Source organism: Streptomyces sp. NPDC049887, from assembly GCF_040656535.1.
Taxonomy (GTDB): Bacteria; Actinomycetota; Actinomycetes; order Streptomycetales; family Streptomycetaceae; genus Streptomyces.
This window is the reverse complement of record NZ_JBFAMM010000029.1, coordinates 16,228-33,371: the sequence shown is the minus strand read 5'-3', so window position 1 is coordinate 33,371 and position 17,144 is coordinate 16,228. Positions and strand designations below refer to the sequence as shown.

Sequence of the window (17,144 nt, the reverse complement as noted above, 5' to 3'; positions counted from 1 at the left end):
TCCCGTGACCCGGTCTGCTCCCGTGCACACCAAGGCCGCCGCACCCACCGCGGCCGAACTCCTCGCCTTCGTGCGGCGTGCCGCCGCCGACACCGACATGATCGCCTCGCTGCCGCTGGACCCCGAGGGCCGCACCTGGGTGCGGCTGGAAGGGCCGGGTGGCAGTGAGGCGTGGCTGATCGGCTGGCCTCCCGGCACCGGCACCGGCTGGCACGACCATGCGGAATCGGTCGGCGCCTTCGCCACCGCGTCGGGCGAGCTGACGGAGAACTCCCTCGCGGTCCGGCTCCCCGCGAGCGGCTGGAAGACCCTGGAGCTGGCGGAGGACGTGGACCGCGAACGGCACCTCGGCCCCGGCGAGGGGCGGGCGTTCGGGAGGCACCATGTCCACGAGGTGCTCAACGAGTCCACCACCGAGCATGCGGTCTCGGTCCACGCGTACCACCCGCCGCTGCCTCTGCTGCGGCGGTTCAGCAGGACCGGCGCGGTACTCCGCCTCGAACAGGTCGAACGTCCGGAGGACTGGCAGTGAGCGAACAGCCGACAGGAATCGACGAGTTGCTCGAGCGGGTCCGGGAGGGCCTGGACCGGGTCGAACCCCCCGAGGCGTTCGAGGCGGCCGCGGACGGTGCGCTGCTGGTCGACATCCGCTACGCGGCGCTGCGCGACCGGGACGGGCTGATCCCCGGTGCGCTGGTCGTCGAACGCAATGAACTGGAGTGGCGGCTGGATCCGCTGGGCAGCCATCGTGCGCCGGAGGCCACCGGCCATGACCTGCGGGTCGTGGTCGTCTGCGACGAGGGGTACGCCTCATCGCTCGCGGCGGCCTCACTCCGGCAGCTCGGGCTGCACCGCGCGACCGATCTGGTCGGCGGCTTCCAGGCGTGGCGTGCCCAGGGACTGCCGGTACGGGTGCCGGAGACGGCGGAATAGCGGTCGCGCGGCGGTACGAGCAGTGCCAGGTGCGTGGTATGGGACGGCCGGCGCACGGGTGCCGGGAGGGAGTCGGCCGCCGACAAACCGATGTGGGCGTGCGTCGGTCAACCGACCGTGGGGCGGCCGGTTGACGTGGCGCCCCGCAGTCGGCACCGAAGCGGACCGGTGTCCCGGGACGTGGTTTCCCTCGTCCCTTCCCCTCCGTGAACACCGGTCCGCTCCCGTGGTCTTGGTGGGCCTCGGCCTGCGGCGGCGCCGAGGCACGACGTTCGCCCCCTGATGAACACCCGGACGGTTCCGGGTGACGGGGAGAGAACCATGTACCCGGGCGGGCTGGAAGCCGCCGAGACAGGTGATGAGTCGTGGACGACTCCGGACTCGGACGGGCGCCGTGCCCGGCACCGCCCGGGCGACCCGCCCCGGTCACGACCCGCGGCCGGCCGGTTCGGCGCCCCGCATCGGCCCGTCCATGTACCGTCCTTGTCCGCGGCCGGTCAGGACAGACCGTCCTCCAGACCGTCCAGGCCCTCGGTGTCCTCGCCCTCCTCCTCCAGGGCCCGGCGAACCACCCTCAGGGCCATGCCCTCCGGGTATCCCTTGCGGGCGAGCATGCCCGCGAGACGGCGCAGTCGGCGCTCCCGGTCGAGGCCTCGGGTGGAGCGGAGTTTCCTGGCGACCAGTTCGCGCGCCGTCTCCTCCTCCTGGTCGGCGTCGAGCAGGCCGACCGCTTCGTCGATCAGCGCCGGGTCGACGCCCTTGGTGCGCAGCTCGCGGGCGAGGGCGCGGCGGGCCAGTCCGCGGCCGTGGTGCCGTGACTCCACCCAGGCGCCCGCGAACGCCGCGTCGTCGATGAGCCCCACGTCCTCGAAGCGGGACAGCACCTCCTCGGCGGCCTCGTCCGGGATCTCGCGCTTGTGGAGCGCCTCGGCGAGTTGCTTCCGGGTCCGGGGGGTACCGGTGAGCAGGCGCAGACAGATCGCCCGCGCCCTCTCCACCGGGTCCTGGGGCGGCAGCTCCTCACCGGCCCTCGACGATGCGGAGCTGCCGCCCGGCCAATCCGCGGTACGCCGCGGGCTCGGGTCGGGCACGGTGCCGGTCAGCCCTTGGCCGCCGTCGCCGTCTTGGTGGCCTTCGCCGCCTTGGTGGCGGGCGCGGGCACCGACTTGGCGGGAGCGTCGGCCGGGGCGGCGGCGCTCGCCGCGTCCGCGCCGGGCTCGGCCGCCGGGGCCTCGGTGCTGCTCACCCCGACACCCAGCTTCTCCTTGATCTTCTTCTCGATCTCATTGGCGAGATCGGGGTTGTCCTTCAGGAAGTTCCGCGCGTTCTCCTTGCCCTGTCCGAGCTGGTCGCCCTCGTACGTGTACCAGGCGCCGGCCTTGCGGACGAAGCCGTGCTCCACGCCCATGTCGATCAGACCGCCCTCGCGGCTGATGCCCTGGCCGTAGAGGATGTCGAACTCGGCCTGCTTGAAGGGCGGCGCGACCTTGTTCTTGACGACCTTGCAGCGGGTGCGGTTGCCGACGGCCTCGGTGCCGTCCTTCAGGGTCTCGATGCGGCGGATGTCGATACGCACCGAGGCGTAGAACTTCAGCGCACGGCCACCGGTCGTGGTCTCGGGCGAGCCGAACATCACGCCGATCTTCTCGCGGAGCTGGTTGATGAAGATCGCGGTGGTCTTGGACTGGTTGAGCGCGCTCGTGATCTTCCGCAGGGCCTGGCTCATCAGCCGCGCCTGGAGACCCACGTGGGAGTCGCCCATCTCTCCCTCGATCTCCGCGCGCGGCACGAGCGCGGCGACGGAGTCGATGACGATGAGGTCGAGCGCACCGGAGCGGACCAGCATGTCGACGATCTCGAGCGCCTGCTCGCCGTTGTCCGGCTGGGACAGGATCAGGTTGTCGATGTCGACGCCGAGCTTCTTCGCGTACTCGGGGTCGAGGGCGTGCTCGGCGTCGACGAAGGCGACCTGACCGCCCGCCTTCTGCGCGTTGGCGACGGCGTGCAGGGTCAGAGTCGTCTTGCCGGAGGACTCCGGGCCGTAGATCTCCACCACACGGCCGCGCGGCAGGCCACCGACACCCAGCGCGACATCGAGCGCCGTCGAGCCGGTCGGGATGACCTCGATGGGCTCCTTCGACCGCTCGCCCATGCGCATCACGGCGCCCTTGCCGAACTGTCGTTCAATCTGCGCGAGCGCGGCGTCGAGCGCCTTCTCGCGGTCGGTTCCTGCCATGGGTTCCACCCGGTTTGCTTGAGTCGTTCGCTTCACGCCAAAGACGCTAACCCCTGCCACTGACAACGCGCCCCGACGTCCCTCCAACCTGTGGACAACCCGGTGAGGACCCCGGGATCCAAGACCGGACCTTCAAAGGCCGGACCTCCATAAGAATGGATGTTCGATTTTGGTGTCAAGCACGCCGCCCGCACTGCGCGTCCCGTGCCGCACCGCCTCCCGCGGGGCCGCCGGAAGACCGCGGCCGGGCCGCCGCAAGCGTGCGGACACGGCCGGACGGCCGGGGTCCGGGAGGAGCCGTCAGGCGCCCGTCTCCCCGTCTGCCGCTGTCCCGTCCTTCTTGCTGCGCAGGGCCCGCTGGACCCGGGCGAGGACCGCCTCGCCGTGTCGCCGGTGGCCGTGCACCCGCGGGTCCTCGGTCACGGTGTAGCGCTTCACGTACGCGCCCAGGAACGCCTGCAGCGTGGCGACGGCCGGGATCGCGATCAGCGCGCCGACGGCTCCCAGCAGCGCGGTGCCGGCGATGACCGAGCCGAACGCCACCGCCGGATGGATGTCCACCGTCCTGGCGGTGAGCTTCGGCTGCAGCACGTAGTTCTCGAACTGCTGGTAGACCAGCACGAAGCCCAGTACCCACAGTGCGTACCAGGGGTTGATCGTGAAGGCGATCAGCATCGGCAGGGCCCCCGCGAGATAGGTGCCGATGGTGGGGATGAACTGCGACACCAGCCCCACCCACATGGCCAGCGCCGGGGCGTAGGGCACGTCCAGCATCGCCAGGAGCACGTAGTGGGCGACACCCGAGATCAGCGCCATCAGCCCGCGCGAGTACAGGTACCCGCCGGTCTTGTCGACGGCGATCTCCCAGGCTCGCAGCACCTCGGCCTGCTTCGACGGCGGCAGAACCGAGCACAGCGCGCGCCGCAGCCTCGGCCCGTCCGCCGCGAAGTAGAAGGAGAAGAGGAAGATCGTCAGAAGCTTGAACAGCCCGCCGAGCACCGTGGCCGAGACATCGAGCACACCGGTCGCGCTGTTCTGCACGTACTTCTGCAGCCAGTCGGAACGCAGCAGGCTGTCCTGGATCGCGACTCGCGACAGCTCGCTGTGGAAGGTCTTGTTGATCCAGTTGATCACCTGGTCCAGGTACTGCGGGAAGTCCTCGACCATCTCGACGATCTGGCCGGCCAGCATCGAGCCGAGCGCCACGACGAAGCCCACGCTCACGGCCAGGACCGCGAGGAAGACGAGGAACGTGGCGATGCCGCGGCGCACTCCGCGGGCCGCCATCCGCCCCACCGCCGGTTCGATCGCGAGCGCCAGGAAGAACGCGATCAGCACGTTGATCAGCAGACCGATCAGCTGGTGGAAGGCCCAGCTGCCGAGTTGGAAGCAGCCGTAGAGCGCCAGCGCCAGCACCATGGCGCGGGGCAGCCAGCGGGGCATGCGCCCCGGCGCGACGGCCGGGCCGGCGGGAGCTCCGGCCCCGGCACCGCCGTCGGGCGCGGTGGCGGGCGACGGGACCTTCAGCCGGGCCCCGCCCTCCGCCGGGCCGGCCCCGGTGTCGTCAACGGGCCGCCCGGCCCCCGCGCAAAGGGGGGTCGGGCGGTTCTGGTCCTGGGTGGTCTCGTCATTCGGTGCCACGGAGCAAGTCTCGCCCACCGCGGCGACAACCGGGACGGCCCTGTGGACGCCGCCCTGCCGACGGGCGGACCGACACGCCCCGGTACCGGCCTCACCGGCGCGGGGCGGCCCGGCCCCCTCCGGCGGGACGACCGCCCGGATCCCGCGCTCAGCGCTTGTCCGCCGGGATGCCGACAGCGGCGCAGACCCCGCGCCAGACGTCCTTGGTCTCCCAGCCCGCGGCCAGCGCCTCGTACACCGTCCGGCCCCCGAGTTCCGTCATCACGTGGTCGCGTGCGAAGGAGTCGGCGTACGCCGCGCCGAAGTGCTCCTCCATCCGCTCCCAGAAAATCGTCAACCGCATGGCACCAGTATCCGCCCCCTGAGGGTGAGACCCGTCCGTCGGCCTTGTGCGGAGCCCGTTCGCCCCTACCGTCGGAGCATGGCTGGAACACCTCTGGCACGCGCCGAGCACTTCGTCTGGCTCACGGCCCGCGTGCTCGAACAGCGGCGGTTCGCGTATCACTTCCTGGGTGCGGCGGCGGAGCCGGTCGAGGCCGCGCTGACCGCGTACCTCAATGAGGACGGCGGCTACGGCCACGCCCTGGAGCCCGATCTCCGCGGCCCCGCGAGCCAGCCGCTGCACACGGCGCACGCCTTGCGCGTACTGGACTCCATCGGGCGCTGCGGCGGGCTGCGGGCGGAGCGGATCTGCCGCTACCTGACGAACGTGGCGACGCGGGAGGGCGCCCTGCCCGTGATCCATCCCTCTCAGCGGGGCTACCCGTCGGCGCCGTTCATACCGATCGTGTCGGATCCGCCCAGTGAGCTGCTGGTCACGGGGCCCGTGGTGGGTCTGCTGCATCGCAACCAGGTGTGGCACGCGTGGCTGTTCCGGGCGACCGACTTCTGCTGGGCGGCGGTGGAGGGGCTGCGGAAGTCGCACCCGTACGAGATCCAGGCGGCGGTCGCGTTCCTGGACGGTGTCCCGGACCGGTCGCGCGCCGAGGAGGCCGCGGACCGGCTCGGCAGGCTGGTGCGCGAGCAGCGGCTCGTGGTGCTCGACCCGGACCGGTCCGACGAGTGCCCGGTCGCCGCGGGCTACGCGCCGGGCGAGCACCACTACCCCCACGACTACGCCCGCGTACCCGGCTCGCTGGCGCGTCGCTGGTTCACGGACGAGGAGATGGACCGGTCGCTGGACCACCTCGCCCGTGAGCAGCAGGAGGACGGCGGCTGGCCGGTCCGGTGGCGCCAGTGGGCGCCGAGCACCGCCCTGGAGTGGCGTCCGGTCGTGACGGTCGAGGCGCTGCGCACGTTGCGGGCACACGGGCGCGTGCTGCGCTGAGCCGGCACGCGCCCTCGCGCCGGACGCTCGTCAGGAGTCCGGCGCGAGGGGCGTCCGGCTCAGCCTCCGAGGGCCCGCACCCCCGCGGTGACCACCACGGCGGCGGCGACCACGACGAGGAACGGGGCCCGGAGGACCAGTGCCATCGCGGCCGCGGCCAGTCCTGCGGCCCGGGCGTCCAGCACCAGTGCGCCGCCCGCGCTGAAGGTCTGCTGTGCGGTGAGCGCCGCCAGCAGGGCGACCGGGAGCAGGGCGGCGAGCCGCCGGACGAGCGGGCGCTCGAGCACGCCGGCCGGCACCAGCAGGCCGGCCAGTTTGACCAGGTAGCAGGCGGCGGCGGTCACTCCGATCGCGATCCAGACGTTCAACGCTCCGCTCCCTTCCGCCTGGTGGTGGTCCTCCGGCCCTGCCACCAGAGCACGGCGGGCGCCGCTACGGCCGCGACGAGCACCGGCACTCCGGCGGGGAGCACCGGCAGCAGCCCGAGGCCGAGGACGACGGCGACGGCGGCGACCACCCGCTCGGTCGTCGAGCGCAGCATGGGCGCCAGCAGTGCCAGGAAGACCGCGGGCCCCGCCGCGTCCAGTCCCCAGGCGTCCGTGTCGCCGATGGCCTCGGCGCCGAGCGCCCCGAGGAGTGTGGTGAGGTTCCAGAGCACATAGAGGGTGAGTCCGGTGACGGTGAAGCCGATGCGGGCGGCGCGGCGGGTGGGCTGGGCCAGGGCCACCGCGGTGGTCTCGTCGATGACCCAGTGGGCGGCGAACGGCCGCACGGCGCGGCGCACCGCGAGGAGCTGGGAGAGCCGCAGGCCGTAGAAGGCGTTGCGGGTCCCGAGGAAGAAGGCGCCGGCGGCCGCGGTGAACGGGTTGCCGCCTGCGGCGAGCGCGCCGACCAGGGCGAACTGCGAGGCGCCGGTGAACACGAGCAGGCTGAGGGCGCAGATCTGCAGGACATCGAGCCCCGCGCCCGCGGCCGTCACACCGAAGGCGAAGCCGGACAGGCCGACGGCGACGCCCACGCCGAGGGCGTCCCTCACGACGGCGGAGTCGGTCTTCACCGGTACGTCCGCGGTCGTCCGCGGCCCGGACCCGCCGGCCGCGGCGAGCGGTGCGCCGGCTGTGGGTATTTCTGATGATGCTGTCTGTTCTGGCACGTCAGGGACGGTACGGGAGCGGACGGTTCGAGGTCTTGTACGTTCTTGCACCCGGCCCCTCGTTCCCCGGCGCGGTCTGCTGCCCGCCGACGCGCCCCGTGAGCGTCGGTTGCCCCGTGCACGTCGGGGTGCCCGGCAGCTCGTCCCGCGGCGGGGACCGCCGGCCTCACCGCCGTCCGCCGGCGCCCCGTCCCCGCTGGTAGGCGCCCGGGGGGACCCCGACGATCCGGGTGAAGTGCCGGTTGAGGTGCGGCTGGTCGGCGAACCCGACGGCGGCGGCCGCCTGCGCCGGGCGCGCGCCCGCGTCCAGCAGCCGCCGGGCCCGGCGGACGCGGGCGTCGGTGAGCCAGGTGTGCGGTGGCATTCCGTAGCGGTCACGGAAGGCCCGTAGCAGGGCGAAGGGGCTGGTGCCCAGCTCCGCGGCGAGGGACTGGAGCGTGGGCGGGTTCTCCATCCGCTCCTCCAGCACCGCCCGGGCGCGTGCCGCGTTGCGGGCGCCCGCCGTGAGCGGTTCGCGCGCCGGGAGACTGCTCCCGTGGTTCCGCAGCAGCCGTGCCACCATGATCCGCAGCAAGCTGTCGGCGGCGAGTGCGTTCCCCTCCTCGGCCGCGCGATGGACCTCGCGGATCAGCCGGGCCGCCTGCTCGTCGACCACGTCGGTCTCCGCGAAGCCGGCGGTGCCCCTGATCGTCGTCGTCTCCGCCGCTATCTCCGCCACCACCCGGGACGACGGGTAGAGCGTCGAGTACACCCAGCCCTCCGCCACACCGGCCCTGGCGGTGTGCGGAACCTCGGGATTGATCATCACGACCGTGCCGGGCCCGGCGTGCACCACACCGCCCGGGAGCCCGACCTCCTCGACGCCGCGCGTGATGGTCCCGAAGACGTAGCCCTCGTGGCTGTGGCGGGGGAAGGTGTGCCGTACGTACCGGGCCCGGAGCAGATCGATTCCCGGCAGCAGCTCATGCTGCCAGTACCGCGCCCACTCGCCCTCGGCCATGTCGACATTCTCGCAGCTCCGGGCGCTTGTCAGTGGGGCGGTGCACGATGGGTGTCATGGCCGGCAGTGCACTCGACAGCTTCGCCCCCGCGACCCGCGGCTGGTTCAGCGGGGCTTTCAGCGCGCCCACCGCGGCCCAGGAGGGCGCCTGGCGGGCGATCGGCCGCGGCTCGGACGTGCTGGTCGTCGCCCCGACCGGTTCCGGCAAGACCCTCGCCGCGTTCCTGGCCGCCCTCGACGGTCTGACGTCCGCCCCACCTCCCGCGGACGTGAAGAAGCGCTGCCGTGTGCTGTACGTGTCGCCGCTGAAGGCCCTCGCGGTCGACGTCGAGCGCAATCTCCGCAGCCCGCTGACCGGCATCCGGCAGGAGGCCGTACGGCTCGGGCTGCCCGAGCCCGAGGTGCGTGTCGGCATCCGGTCCGGTGACACGCCCGCGGCCGAGCGGCGGGCGCTGGCGACCCGTCCGCCGGACATCCTGATCACCACCCCCGAGTCGCTGTTCCTGATGCTCACGTCCTCCACACGCGAGGCGCTGAGCGGAATCGAGACGGTGATCGTGGACGAGGTGCACGCGGTCGCGGGCACCAAGCGCGGCGCGCACCTGGCGCTGTCCCTGGAGCGGTTGGACGAGGTGCTGTCCCGGCCGGCCCGGCGGATCGGGCTCTCGGCGACCGTCCGGCCGGTGGACGAGGTGGCGCGCTATCTGTCGCCGCGGCGCAGGGCGGAGATCGTCCAGCCGCCGTCCGGCAAGGAGTTCGACCTGTCCGTCGTCGTCCCGGTGGAGGACATGGGCGAGCTCGGCGGTTCCCCGGCCTCCGAGCCGGACGGCCCCGGCGAGAGGCCGTCGATCTGGCCGCAGGTGGAGGAGCGGATCGCCGATCTGGTGCAGGCGCACCGCTCGACGATCGTCTTCGCGAACTCCCGCCGTCTCGCGGAGCGGTTGTGCAACCGGCTCAACGAGATCGCGTACGAGCGGACCGTCGGAGAGCCGCTGCCCGAGGGCGCCCCGCCCGCGGAGATCATGGCGCAGTCCGGGGCGGCGCAGGGCGCGCCGCCGCTGCTCGCCCGCGCGCACCACGGCTCGGTCTCCAAGGAGCAGCGCGCTCTCGTCGAGGAGGACCTGAAGGCGGGCCGGCTCCCCGCCGTCGTCGCGACGTCCAGCCTGGAGCTGGGCATCGACATGGGCGCGGTCGACCTGGTCGTCCAGGTCGAGTCCCCGCCGTCGGTCGCCTCCGGTCTGCAGCGGGTCGGCCGCGCCGGGCATCAGGTGGGCGCGGTCTCCACAGGCGTCGTCTTCCCCAAGTACCGGGGGGATCTGGTCCAGGCGGCCGTGGTCACCGAGCGGATGCGCACGGGTTCGATCGAGTCGCTCCGCGTCCCGGCCAATCCGCTGGACGTGCTGGCCCAGCAGCTGGTCGCCATGGTCGCGCTCGACACCTGGCAGTTCGACGACCTGCTGGCCGTGGTGCGGCGCGCCGCCCCCTTCGCCTCGCTGCCGGAGTCGGCGTTCACGGCGGTGCTGGACATGCTGGCCGGGCGGTATCCGTCCGACGCGTTCGCGGAGCTGCGCCCCCGTGTGGTGTGGGACCGGGTCGCCGGGACGGTCACGGGGCGTCCCGGAGCCCAGCGGCTCGCCGTCACCTCGGGCGGCACGATCCCGGACCGCGGGCTGTTCGGCGTGTTCCTGGCCGGCGCGGACCCGAAGAAGGGCGGCGGCCGGGTCGGCGAGCTCGACGAGGAGATGGTCTACGAGTCCCGGGTCGGCGACGTCTTCACCCTGGGCACCACCTCCTGGCGGATCGAGGACATCACCCGGGACCGGGTGCTCGTCTCCCCCGCGCCCGGCGTTCCCGGCCGGCTGCCGTTCTGGAAGGGCGACCAACTGGGCCGGCCGCTCGAACTGGGCCGCGCGGTGGGCGCCTTCCTCCGCGAGGTCGGATCACTGCCCGAGGAGGACGCCCGGTTGCGGCTGATGACCGCCGGTCTCGACGAGTGGGCGGCCGCGAACGTCCTGTCGTACCTCGACGAGCAGCGCCGGGCCTGCGGGCACGTGCCCGACGACCGCACGATCGTCGTCGAGCGGTTCCGTGACGAGCTGGGCGACTGGCGCGTCGTGGTGCACTCACCGTTCGGTGCCCAGGTCCACGCACCCTGGGCACTGGCGCTGGGCGCACGCCTCTCCGAGCGCTACGGCATGGACGCCCAGGTCATGCACGCGGACGACGGAATCGTGCTGCGGCTCCCCGACGCCGAGCTGATGGGCCTGGACCTGCTGGACCAGGACCCGGCCCACCTCGACACCTCGTACGACGGTGATCAGGCCCCGGTCGCCGCCGCCGACACCCTCTTCGACAAGGGCGAGGTCGGCCAGATCGTCACCGACCAGGTGGGCGGATCCGCGCTGTTCGCCTCCCGCTTCCGTGAATGCGCGGCACGCGCCCTGCTGCTGCCGCGCCGCAACCCCGGCAGACGGACCCCCCTGTGGCAGCAGCGTCAACGCGCGGCCCAGCTGCTCCAGGTGGCCAGTGAGTTCGGCTCGTTCCCGATCGTCCTCGAGGCCGTGCGGGAGTGCCTCCAGGACGTGTTCGACGTCCCCGGGCTCGAGGAGCTGATGGGCGACATCGAGTCCCGCAAGGTGCGGCTGGTCGAGGTCACCACCCCCGAACCGTCGCCCTTCGCCCGCTCCCTCCTCTTCGGCTACGTGGCCCAGTTCCTGTACGAGGGGGACTCACCGCTCGCAGAGCGCCGGGCCGCGGCGCTCTCGCTGGACTCCCGGCTGCTCGCCGAGTTGCTGGGCCGGGCGGAACTGCGCGAACTGCTCGACGCGGACGTCCTGAGCGAGCTGGAGCAGGAGCTCCAGTGGCTCACCGACGACCGCAGGACAAAGGACGTGGAGGGCGTCGCGGACCTGCTGCGGGTGCTCGGGCCGCTCACGACCGAGGAGCTGACCGAGCGCGGTGCCGACCCCGACTGGCCCGAGGAGCTCGCGCGGACCCGCCGCGCCATCAGGGTGCGGATCGCCGGCGCCGGACACTGGGCGGCCGTCGAGGACGCGGGACGCCTCAGGGACGCACTGGGCACGGCGCTCCCGGTGGGCGTCCCCGAGGCGTTCACGGAGCCGGTGAAGGACCCGCTCGGCGATCTGCTGGCCCGTTTCGCCCGCACACACGGGCCGTTCACATCGTCGCAGGCAGCCGCACGGTTCGGGCTGGGCGCGGCCGTCACTGACGGGGCCCTGCAGCGGCTGGCCGGGGCCGGGCGGGTGGTCCAGGGAGAGTTCCATCCGTCGGGCATCGGTCAGGAGTGGTGCGACGCCTCTGTGCTGCGCCGGCTGCGGCGCCGCTCCCTCGCCGCGCTCCGCGAGGAGCTGGAGCCGGTGCCGCCCGCAGCGCTCGCGACCTTCCTGCCCCAGTGGCAGCACGTGGGGAACAACAGCCTGCGCGGCATCGACGGTCTGGCCCGTGCCGTCGAGCAGCTCCAGGGCGCCCCCGTGCCTGCCTCCGCGCTGGAGAAGCTGATCCTCCCGTCCCGGGTGGCCGGCTACTCGCCGGGCATGCTCGACGAGCTGACCACGACGGGCGAGGTGGTGTGGGCCGGTGCCGGCGCGCTGCCGGGCAAGGACGGCTGGGTCTCGCTCTATCTCGCGGACGCCGCCCCGCTGCTGCTGCCGGGGCCCCACCCGCTGGAGCAGGCGGCACTGCACGAGTCGGTGCTCTCGGCCCTCTCCGGAGGCTACGGCCTGTTCTTCCGCCAGATCGCGGACCGGGTGCGGGCGACGACGCATCCCGAGGCCACCGACCCCCAGCTGGCGGACGCCCTGTGGGACCTGGCCTGGTCGGGCCGGCTCACCAACGACACCCTGGCGCCCCTGCGCTCGCTCCTGGGGTCCGGGCGGACGGCGGGTTCCACGGCACACCGCGCCCGCCGCGCGGTGCCGCGCGGGCGGTACGGCTCGCTGACGGCGGCCGCCAGGACCGCCTCGCGCAGCGGTCCGCCCACCGTCTCCGGACGCTGGTCCCTGCTCCCCGGGCAGGAGCCCGACCCCACCCACCGCGCCCACGCCCTGGCCCGTACGCTGCTGGACCGCCATGGCGTCGTCACAAGGGGCGCGGTCGCCGCCGAAGGTGTCGAGGGCGGTTTCTCGGCGACGTACCGCATCCTGTCCGCCTTCGAGGACAGCGGGCAGGCCCGGCGCGGCTATGTGGTCGAAGGGCTCGGGGCCGCCCAGTTCGCGATGGACGGCGCGGTGGACCGGCTGAGGGCCGCGGCCGGTGCCCGCGAGCGCTCCGACGGTCACACCGCAACTCGTGCGGTGATCCTCGCGGCCGCCGACCCGGCCAACGCCTACGGGGCGGCGCTCTCCTGGCCCGAGCCGCCCGACGGCGCCGGCCACAAACCGGGCCGCAAGGCCGGATCGCTCGTCGTACTGGTCGACGGGGAGCTCACGCTCTACATGGAGCGCGGCGGGAAGACGTTGCTGTCCTGGCCCCCCGAACCGGACGATCCGGCTCTCCGAGCAGCGGCGCAGGCGCTCGCCGAAGCGGGCCGGGCGGGGATGCTCGGCACGATCACCGTCGAGCGGATCAACGGCGCGGCGGCACTGACCGCGCCGCTCGCCCGCCCGCTGGAGGAGGCCGGCTTCCACGCCACCCCCCGCGGCCTGCGCATTCGGGCCTGAGGCCGGGTACGGACGCCTCGACGGACCGGGCGGTCACGGCCGCCTGCCCCGGGACGGGTTCCGGACTGCGTGCGAAGGACGACTACAGACAAATCGGACCCACCGGTCTTCCCCACCGGTCTTCCCCACCGGTCTTCCCCACCGGTCTTCCCCACCGGTCTTCCCCACCGGTCTTCCCCACCGGTCTTCCCCACCGGCCTTCCCCACCGGCCTTCCCCACCGGCCTTCCCCACCGGCCTTCCCCACCGGCCTTCCCCACCGGCCTTCCCCACCGGCGTTCACCGTCCATGCGTGCGAAGTGGGCGCACCCGGTCTCGCCCCGGACGCGCCCGCCCACTCCGGCGGCCGGGACAAGCGCCGGACCGCGATGCCGCGGCCCCGCCGAGACCGCCGTCGCGCATCATGGAGGCATGCCCGAAGGAGACACCGTCTGGCTGACCGCCCGGAAGCTGCACGCCGCCCTGGCCGGACGGACGCTGACCCTCTCCGACCTCAGGGTGCCCCGGTTCGCCACCGCCGACCTCACCGGCCGGGAGGTGCTGGACGTCACGGCCCGGGGCAAGCATCTGCTCACACGCATCGAGGGCGGGCTCACCCTCCACTCACACCTGCGGATGGACGGCTCCTGGCGCGTCTTCGCCGCGGGGGAGCGCTGGCGCGGCGGCCCGAACCACCAGATCCGGGCCGTCCTCGGCAATGCCGACCGCACGGCCGTCGGCTACCGCCTTCCCGTGCTGGAACTGCTGCGCACACAGGACGAGAGCCGGGCCGTGGGACATCTCGGCCCTGATCTGCTGGGGCCCGACTGGGATCCGGGGACGGCGGTGCGCAACCTGCTCGCCGACCCCGCGCGCCCGATCGGCGAGGCACTGCTCGACCAGCGCAATCTCGCGGGAATCGGCAACGTCTACAAGTCGGAGCTGGCCTTCCTGGCCCGGGTCACCCCGTGGCTCCCCGTCGGCGACCTGCCCTCGGATGTTCCCGAGCGCCTCGTCGCCACGGCCCGGCGACTGCTGGAGCTCAACAAGCACACCTTCGACCGGCGCACCACGCCCGGCGGAAACGCCGTCGGCGCCGGCGAGGACCGGCGCCGGGGCCCGCTGCCTCCGGGCCGGCAGCGCCTGTTCGTGTACGGGCGCCAAGGCCACCCGTGTCTGCGCTGCGGCACCGCGATCCGCAGGGCCGGCCGGGACGACCGGATCTCCTACTGGTGCCCGGGCTGCCAGTCCGGGCCCGCGCTCTGACGGCCCGCCACCACTCCCCCGTGCCGCACGCCACCGCCGCCCCGCCGGGGGACGCGGGCCCCGGCCTCGAACGCCTCCGCACGCGCGATCCCGCACCCGGGCCGAGAATTGACGGGGCGTCAGGAACGGTCGTACCGTCGCGGACATGCCCGTCTCCGCGTACGACCTCAGCGGCCGCACCGCGTTCGTCACCGGCGCGGCGAGCGGCATCGGCCGCGCCACCGCCGTCCTGCTCGCCGATGCGGGTGCCACCGTGCACTGCGCGGACGTGGCCGAGAAGGAACTCGCCCGGACCCTGACGACGATCGAGGACGCGGGCGGCACGGCGCACCCCCACCTCGTCGACGTGAGCGACCGCGCCGCGCTCGACGCGGCGATGGCGATCGCCGTCTCGGCTTCCGGTCCGCCGCACGTTCTGGCCGCCGTCGCCGGCATCATGCACTCCAGCCCGGTCCTGGAGACCAGGGAAGAGGACCTCGACCGGGTCCTCTCGGTCAACTTCAAGGGAGTTCTGTACGCCTGCCAGGCCGCCGCCCGCTCGATGATCGACGCCGGCGTGCCGGGATCGATCATCACCATGGCGTCCGGCGCGGTCGACGCCGCGAGTCCGGGTCTGCTCTGCTACAGCGCGGCCAAGGCGGCCGTCGTCCAGCTCACCAGGACCCTCGCCGTGGAACTCGGCCGGCATGCGATCCGGGTAAACGCCGTCGCACCGGGCTGGGTTCGGACCCCCATGACGGACCGGCACGACGCGGAGTCGCAGCGGCGGGCGGAGGCGGCCATGGCCAGGATCTCACCGCTCGGCCGGGTCGGTGAGCCCGTGGACATCGCCCACGCGGTGCTGCACCTCGCCTCCGACGCGTCGTCGTTCACGACGGGCCAGATCCTCCGGCCGAACGGGGGCGTCGCGATGCCGTGGTAGCCGTGGTCGTTCCCCCGGCCCTACCGGCGTCCCCGGACCGCGACGCGACGTGCACCGGCAACAGGCTGAGCCCCCACCCGCCTGCCGCCACTGCCCCCTCGACGAGCCCCGCATGCTCCGGCACCAGCGCCAGCCGCAGCACGGCCCACCACCACAGAGCGCCCAGTGCGAGCGCCGGCAGCAGGACCCATCGCCTCACCATGGCCGCCTCCTCCGGTCGACGCTAGACCGGACCGATCACGCGGCGGGAGGGCGCACCGGTTGCACACCCGGCGCGCCCGCAGCGTATGCGCCAGGCGTCCCAGAGGTTCGTGCTCCGGGCCGTGCGCCCGCGCACCCGCCCCGTCGTGGCGATGTCCCGTCCGGCCGCGGCAGCGGCCCCGGAGGAGGCTCCGGGTATGCCCACGGCTAGACGCTCTCCGCCTGGAACATCCACGCGTGCTTCTCGAGGTCGGCCGTCAGCGCGATGAGGATGTCCTGGCTCACCGGATCCGGCTCGTCCGTGACCCGGATGCGCTCACGCATCCGTTCGATCACCGCGGTCAGCGATTTCACCATGGTGCTGACCACGTCGGTGTCCTGGATCCAGCCGTCCGGCGCCTTGCCGATGGCACTGGCCGAGGCGACGGTCGAGGCCCGGCCGTCGGGTGCGACCCCGATGGCGGAGGCGCGCTCGGCCACGACGTCGGAGTGCTGGCGCGCCGTGGCGACAACCTCGTCCAGCTGGAGGTGAACGGAGCGGAAACGGGGCCCGACGACGTTCCAGTGGACCTGCTTGGCCACGAGCCCCAGATCGATCAGATCGACCAGCGCACCCTGCAGGGCCTCACCGGTGATCTTGCGGGCGTCCTCGGGCAGTGGGCTCTTCACCGCAGACATAGTGACCTCCGTTCGGTGACACCGTTCTCCACCATGACATAGATGGAGCAAAACGGTCATTCAGGGGATAAAGAAGCCCCGGTCGGGTACCCACCCGACCGGGGCTCACACGTGGAAATCAGGCGGCGACGACGTCCACCGCTTCCGCCGGTGCCTTGATCGTCACCCGTTCCGTCGGCACGCCCGCGACCGATGTCACGGACACGGAATTCAGCGGCCGCACCGGCGCCGACACCGGCTCGCTCGCCGCTGCCGACGCGGCCAGCTCGGCGAGCGACAGCTCGTCGCTCACTTCCCGCATGAGCTCGGACATCCGTACGTCAAGCGCGTCGCAGATCGCGGAGAGCAGTTCGGAGGAAGCCTCCTTCTGCCCCCGCTCCACCTCGGAGAGATAGCCGAGAGAGACTCGGGCGGACGAGGAGACTTCGCGCAGAGTACGGCCCTGGCGCTGGCGCTGCCGACGCAGCACGTCACCCAGCAGGCGACGGAGCAGAATCATCGGTGGCTCCCTCCTCGGACCGCGTAGCCGCATCCTTCACGCCCCACCGTACCGCCTCGCGCTGCGGCCGTGCGGGGAGCGATGTCGTGTTCACTCAGGGCTGCAAACATCAATTCCCCCCGTTCTGTTCCGTATCCTGTGCCCGCCCCGTACCCGAGAGTTCGCCGTGGAGCAGTTCCAGCACGCTCCGGACACTCTCTCTACGGATTTCCGAGCGGTCGCCGTTCAATCTCAGCCGCGCCACCTTCCGGGTACCGCGGGGGCCCGCGACGGCGACGAAAACCGTGCCCACGGGCTGTCCGTCCTGGGGATCGGGACCTGCGACACCGGTGGTCGCGATGCCCCAGCCGGCCTCCATCCGGGCCCGCACGCCCGCGGCCATCTGGGCCGCCACCTCCGGGTGCACCGCGCCGTGCCCGGCGAGCAGGGCCCCGTCGACCCCCAGGAGATCTTGCTTGAGGCCGGTCGCGTAAGCCGTCACGGAGCCCAGGAAGCTCTTCGACGCCCCGGGAACGGAGGTCAGCTCCGCGGCCACGAGACCGCCCGTCAGGGACTCCGCCACAGCCAGGGTCTCACCACGTTCCCCGAGGAGCGCGAGCACGTCGGCGGCACGACTCATCGCGGCGACTCC

16 protein-coding genes and 1 pseudogene are annotated in these 17,144 nt (G+C 73.0%); 6 read left to right on the top strand and 11 right to left on the bottom strand.

The genetic code is table 11. From position 1 onward, the window contains the following. Nucleotides 1-4 precede the first annotated feature (4 nt). Nucleotides 5-532, top strand: coding sequence for a cysteine dioxygenase (locus AB0J10_RS28085; RefSeq protein WP_363065252.1), 528 nt, complete (start codon nucleotides 5-7; stop codon nucleotides 530-532). After that, nucleotides 523-933 carry a rhodanese-like domain-containing protein gene (locus AB0J10_RS28080; RefSeq protein WP_363065331.1) on the top strand — a complete coding sequence of 137 codons (411 nt, stop codon included), beginning with the start codon at nucleotides 523-525 and terminating at the stop codon, nucleotides 931-933. The genes AB0J10_RS28085 and AB0J10_RS28080 overlap by 10 nt, the downstream gene beginning before the upstream one ends. 497 nt (nucleotides 934-1,430) lie before the next feature. Here AB0J10_RS28080 and recX read toward each other — a convergent pair. The 4 genes and pseudogenes from recX to AB0J10_RS28060 all read right to left on the bottom strand — a co-directional run. Further along, nucleotides 1,431-2,141, bottom strand: a pseudogene (recX, locus tag AB0J10_RS28075) (recombination regulator RecX); the annotation flags it as partial. Then, complete coding sequence (gene recA, locus AB0J10_RS28070) at nucleotides 2,033-3,169, bottom strand: recombinase RecA (protein WP_363065251.1); 1,137 nt, start codon at nucleotides 3,167-3,169, stop codon at nucleotides 2,033-2,035. The pseudogene recX and the gene recA, both read right to left, overlap by 109 nt. A 300-nt stretch (nucleotides 3,170-3,469) precedes the next feature. Next, complete coding sequence (locus AB0J10_RS28065) at nucleotides 3,470-4,810, bottom strand: AI-2E family transporter (RefSeq protein ID WP_363065250.1); 1,341 nt, start codon at nucleotides 4,808-4,810, stop codon at nucleotides 3,470-3,472. Between the two features lie 148 nt (nucleotides 4,811-4,958). Next, nucleotides 4,959-5,153, bottom strand: a complete 195-nt coding sequence (locus AB0J10_RS28060; RefSeq protein ID WP_363065249.1) for a DUF3046 domain-containing protein — start codon at nucleotides 5,151-5,153, stop codon at nucleotides 4,959-4,961. Between the two features lie 78 nt (nucleotides 5,154-5,231). On the opposite strand from AB0J10_RS28060, the gene AB0J10_RS28055 reads away from it, so the two are divergent. Next, nucleotides 5,232-6,137 (top strand): hypothetical protein, encoded by a 906-nt coding sequence (locus tag AB0J10_RS28055; RefSeq protein ID WP_363065248.1) that lies wholly within the window; start codon nucleotides 5,232-5,234, stop codon nucleotides 6,135-6,137. 59 nt (nucleotides 6,138-6,196) lie between these two features. Here AB0J10_RS28055 and AB0J10_RS28050 read toward each other — a convergent pair whose 3' ends face one another. From AB0J10_RS28050 to AB0J10_RS28040, 3 genes are all read right to left on the bottom strand, one after another. Beyond that, on the bottom strand, nucleotides 6,197-6,505 hold the full coding sequence (locus AB0J10_RS28050) for an AzlD domain-containing protein (protein WP_363065247.1): 309 nt from the start codon (nucleotides 6,503-6,505) through the stop codon (nucleotides 6,197-6,199). After that, nucleotides 6,502-7,194 (bottom strand): AzlC family ABC transporter permease, encoded by a 693-nt coding sequence (locus tag AB0J10_RS28045; RefSeq protein ID WP_363065329.1) that lies wholly within the window; start codon nucleotides 7,192-7,194, stop codon nucleotides 6,502-6,504. The genes AB0J10_RS28050 and AB0J10_RS28045 overlap by 4 nt, the downstream gene beginning before the upstream one ends. Before the next feature lie 262 nt (nucleotides 7,195-7,456). Continuing rightward, nucleotides 7,457-8,290: an AraC family transcriptional regulator gene (locus AB0J10_RS28040; protein WP_363065246.1), complete on the bottom strand. Its 834-nt coding sequence runs from the start codon at nucleotides 8,288-8,290 to the stop codon at nucleotides 7,457-7,459. A gap of 56 nt (nucleotides 8,291-8,346) precedes the next feature. Between AB0J10_RS28040 and AB0J10_RS28035 the strand changes: the two genes are divergently transcribed. From AB0J10_RS28035 to AB0J10_RS28025, 3 genes are all read left to right on the top strand, one after another. Then, entirely contained in the window at nucleotides 8,347-12,969 is a 4,623-nt protein-coding gene (locus AB0J10_RS28035; RefSeq protein ID WP_363065245.1) for an ATP-dependent helicase, read from the top strand. A gap of 410 nt (nucleotides 12,970-13,379) precedes the next feature. Further along, nucleotides 13,380-14,213, top strand: a complete 834-nt coding sequence (locus AB0J10_RS28030) for a DNA-formamidopyrimidine glycosylase family protein (RefSeq protein WP_363065244.1) — start codon at nucleotides 13,380-13,382, stop codon at nucleotides 14,211-14,213. Between the two features lie 145 nt (nucleotides 14,214-14,358). Further along, nucleotides 14,359-15,135 carry an SDR family NAD(P)-dependent oxidoreductase gene (locus AB0J10_RS28025; protein WP_363065243.1) on the top strand — a complete coding sequence of 259 codons (777 nt, stop codon included), beginning with the start codon at nucleotides 14,359-14,361 and terminating at the stop codon, nucleotides 15,133-15,135. On the opposite strand, the gene AB0J10_RS28020 is transcribed toward AB0J10_RS28025, so the two are convergent. From AB0J10_RS28020 to AB0J10_RS28005, 4 genes are all read right to left on the bottom strand, one after another. After that, nucleotides 15,083-15,337, bottom strand: coding sequence for a hypothetical protein (locus tag AB0J10_RS28020; RefSeq protein ID WP_269728059.1), 255 nt, complete (start codon nucleotides 15,335-15,337; stop codon nucleotides 15,083-15,085). The genes AB0J10_RS28025 and AB0J10_RS28020 overlap by 53 nt on opposite strands. A gap of 206 nt (nucleotides 15,338-15,543) precedes the next feature. Next, nucleotides 15,544-16,014, bottom strand: coding sequence for a DNA starvation/stationary phase protection protein (locus AB0J10_RS28015; protein WP_363065242.1), 471 nt, complete (start codon nucleotides 16,012-16,014; stop codon nucleotides 15,544-15,546). Between the two features lie 118 nt (nucleotides 16,015-16,132). Next, on the bottom strand, nucleotides 16,133-16,513 hold the full coding sequence (locus AB0J10_RS28010; RefSeq protein WP_123189499.1) for a helix-turn-helix transcriptional regulator: 381 nt from the start codon (nucleotides 16,511-16,513) through the stop codon (nucleotides 16,133-16,135). Nucleotides 16,514-16,622: 109 nt separating this feature from the next. After that, a complete protein-coding gene (locus AB0J10_RS28005) occupies nucleotides 16,623-17,132 on the bottom strand; it encodes a CinA family protein (protein ID WP_363065241.1) in 510 nt (169 codons plus the stop codon). Nucleotides 17,133-17,144: the final 12 nt, after the last annotated feature.

What these genes read in the sequence shown, in the direction of transcription:
- AB0J10_RS28025 (WP_363065243.1), top strand. Translation starts at nt 14,359, where the DNA reads ATGCCCGTCTCCGCGTACGACCTCAGCGGCCGCACCGCGTTCGTCACC.
- AB0J10_RS28040 (WP_363065246.1), bottom strand. Translation starts at nt 8,290, where the DNA reads ATGGCCGAGGGCGAGTGGGCGCGGTACTGGCAGCATGAGCTGCTGCCG.
- AB0J10_RS28055 (WP_363065248.1), top strand. Translation starts at nt 5,232, where the DNA reads ATGGCTGGAACACCTCTGGCACGCGCCGAGCACTTCGTCTGGCTCACG.
- AB0J10_RS28005 (WP_363065241.1), bottom strand. Translation starts at nt 17,132, where the DNA reads ATGAGTCGTGCCGCCGACGTGCTCGCGCTCCTCGGGGAACGTGGTGAG.
- AB0J10_RS28015 (WP_363065242.1), bottom strand. Translation starts at nt 16,014, where the DNA reads ATGTCTGCGGTGAAGAGCCCACTGCCCGAGGACGCCCGCAAGATCACC.
- AB0J10_RS28020 (WP_269728059.1), bottom strand. Translation starts at nt 15,337, where the DNA reads ATGGTGAGGCGATGGGTCCTGCTGCCGGCGCTCGCACTGGGCGCTCTG.
- AB0J10_RS28010 (WP_123189499.1), bottom strand. Translation starts at nt 16,513, where the DNA reads ATGATTCTGCTCCGTCGCCTGCTGGGTGACGTGCTGCGTCGGCAGCGC.
- AB0J10_RS28030 (WP_363065244.1), top strand. Translation starts at nt 13,380, where the DNA reads ATGCCCGAAGGAGACACCGTCTGGCTGACCGCCCGGAAGCTGCACGCC.
- AB0J10_RS28035 (WP_363065245.1), top strand. Translation starts at nt 8,347, where the DNA reads ATGGCCGGCAGTGCACTCGACAGCTTCGCCCCCGCGACCCGCGGCTGG.
- AB0J10_RS28060 (WP_363065249.1), bottom strand. Translation starts at nt 5,153, where the DNA reads ATGCGGTTGACGATTTTCTGGGAGCGGATGGAGGAGCACTTCGGCGCG.
- recA (WP_363065251.1), bottom strand. Translation starts at nt 3,169, where the DNA reads ATGGCAGGAACCGACCGCGAGAAGGCGCTCGACGCCGCGCTCGCGCAG.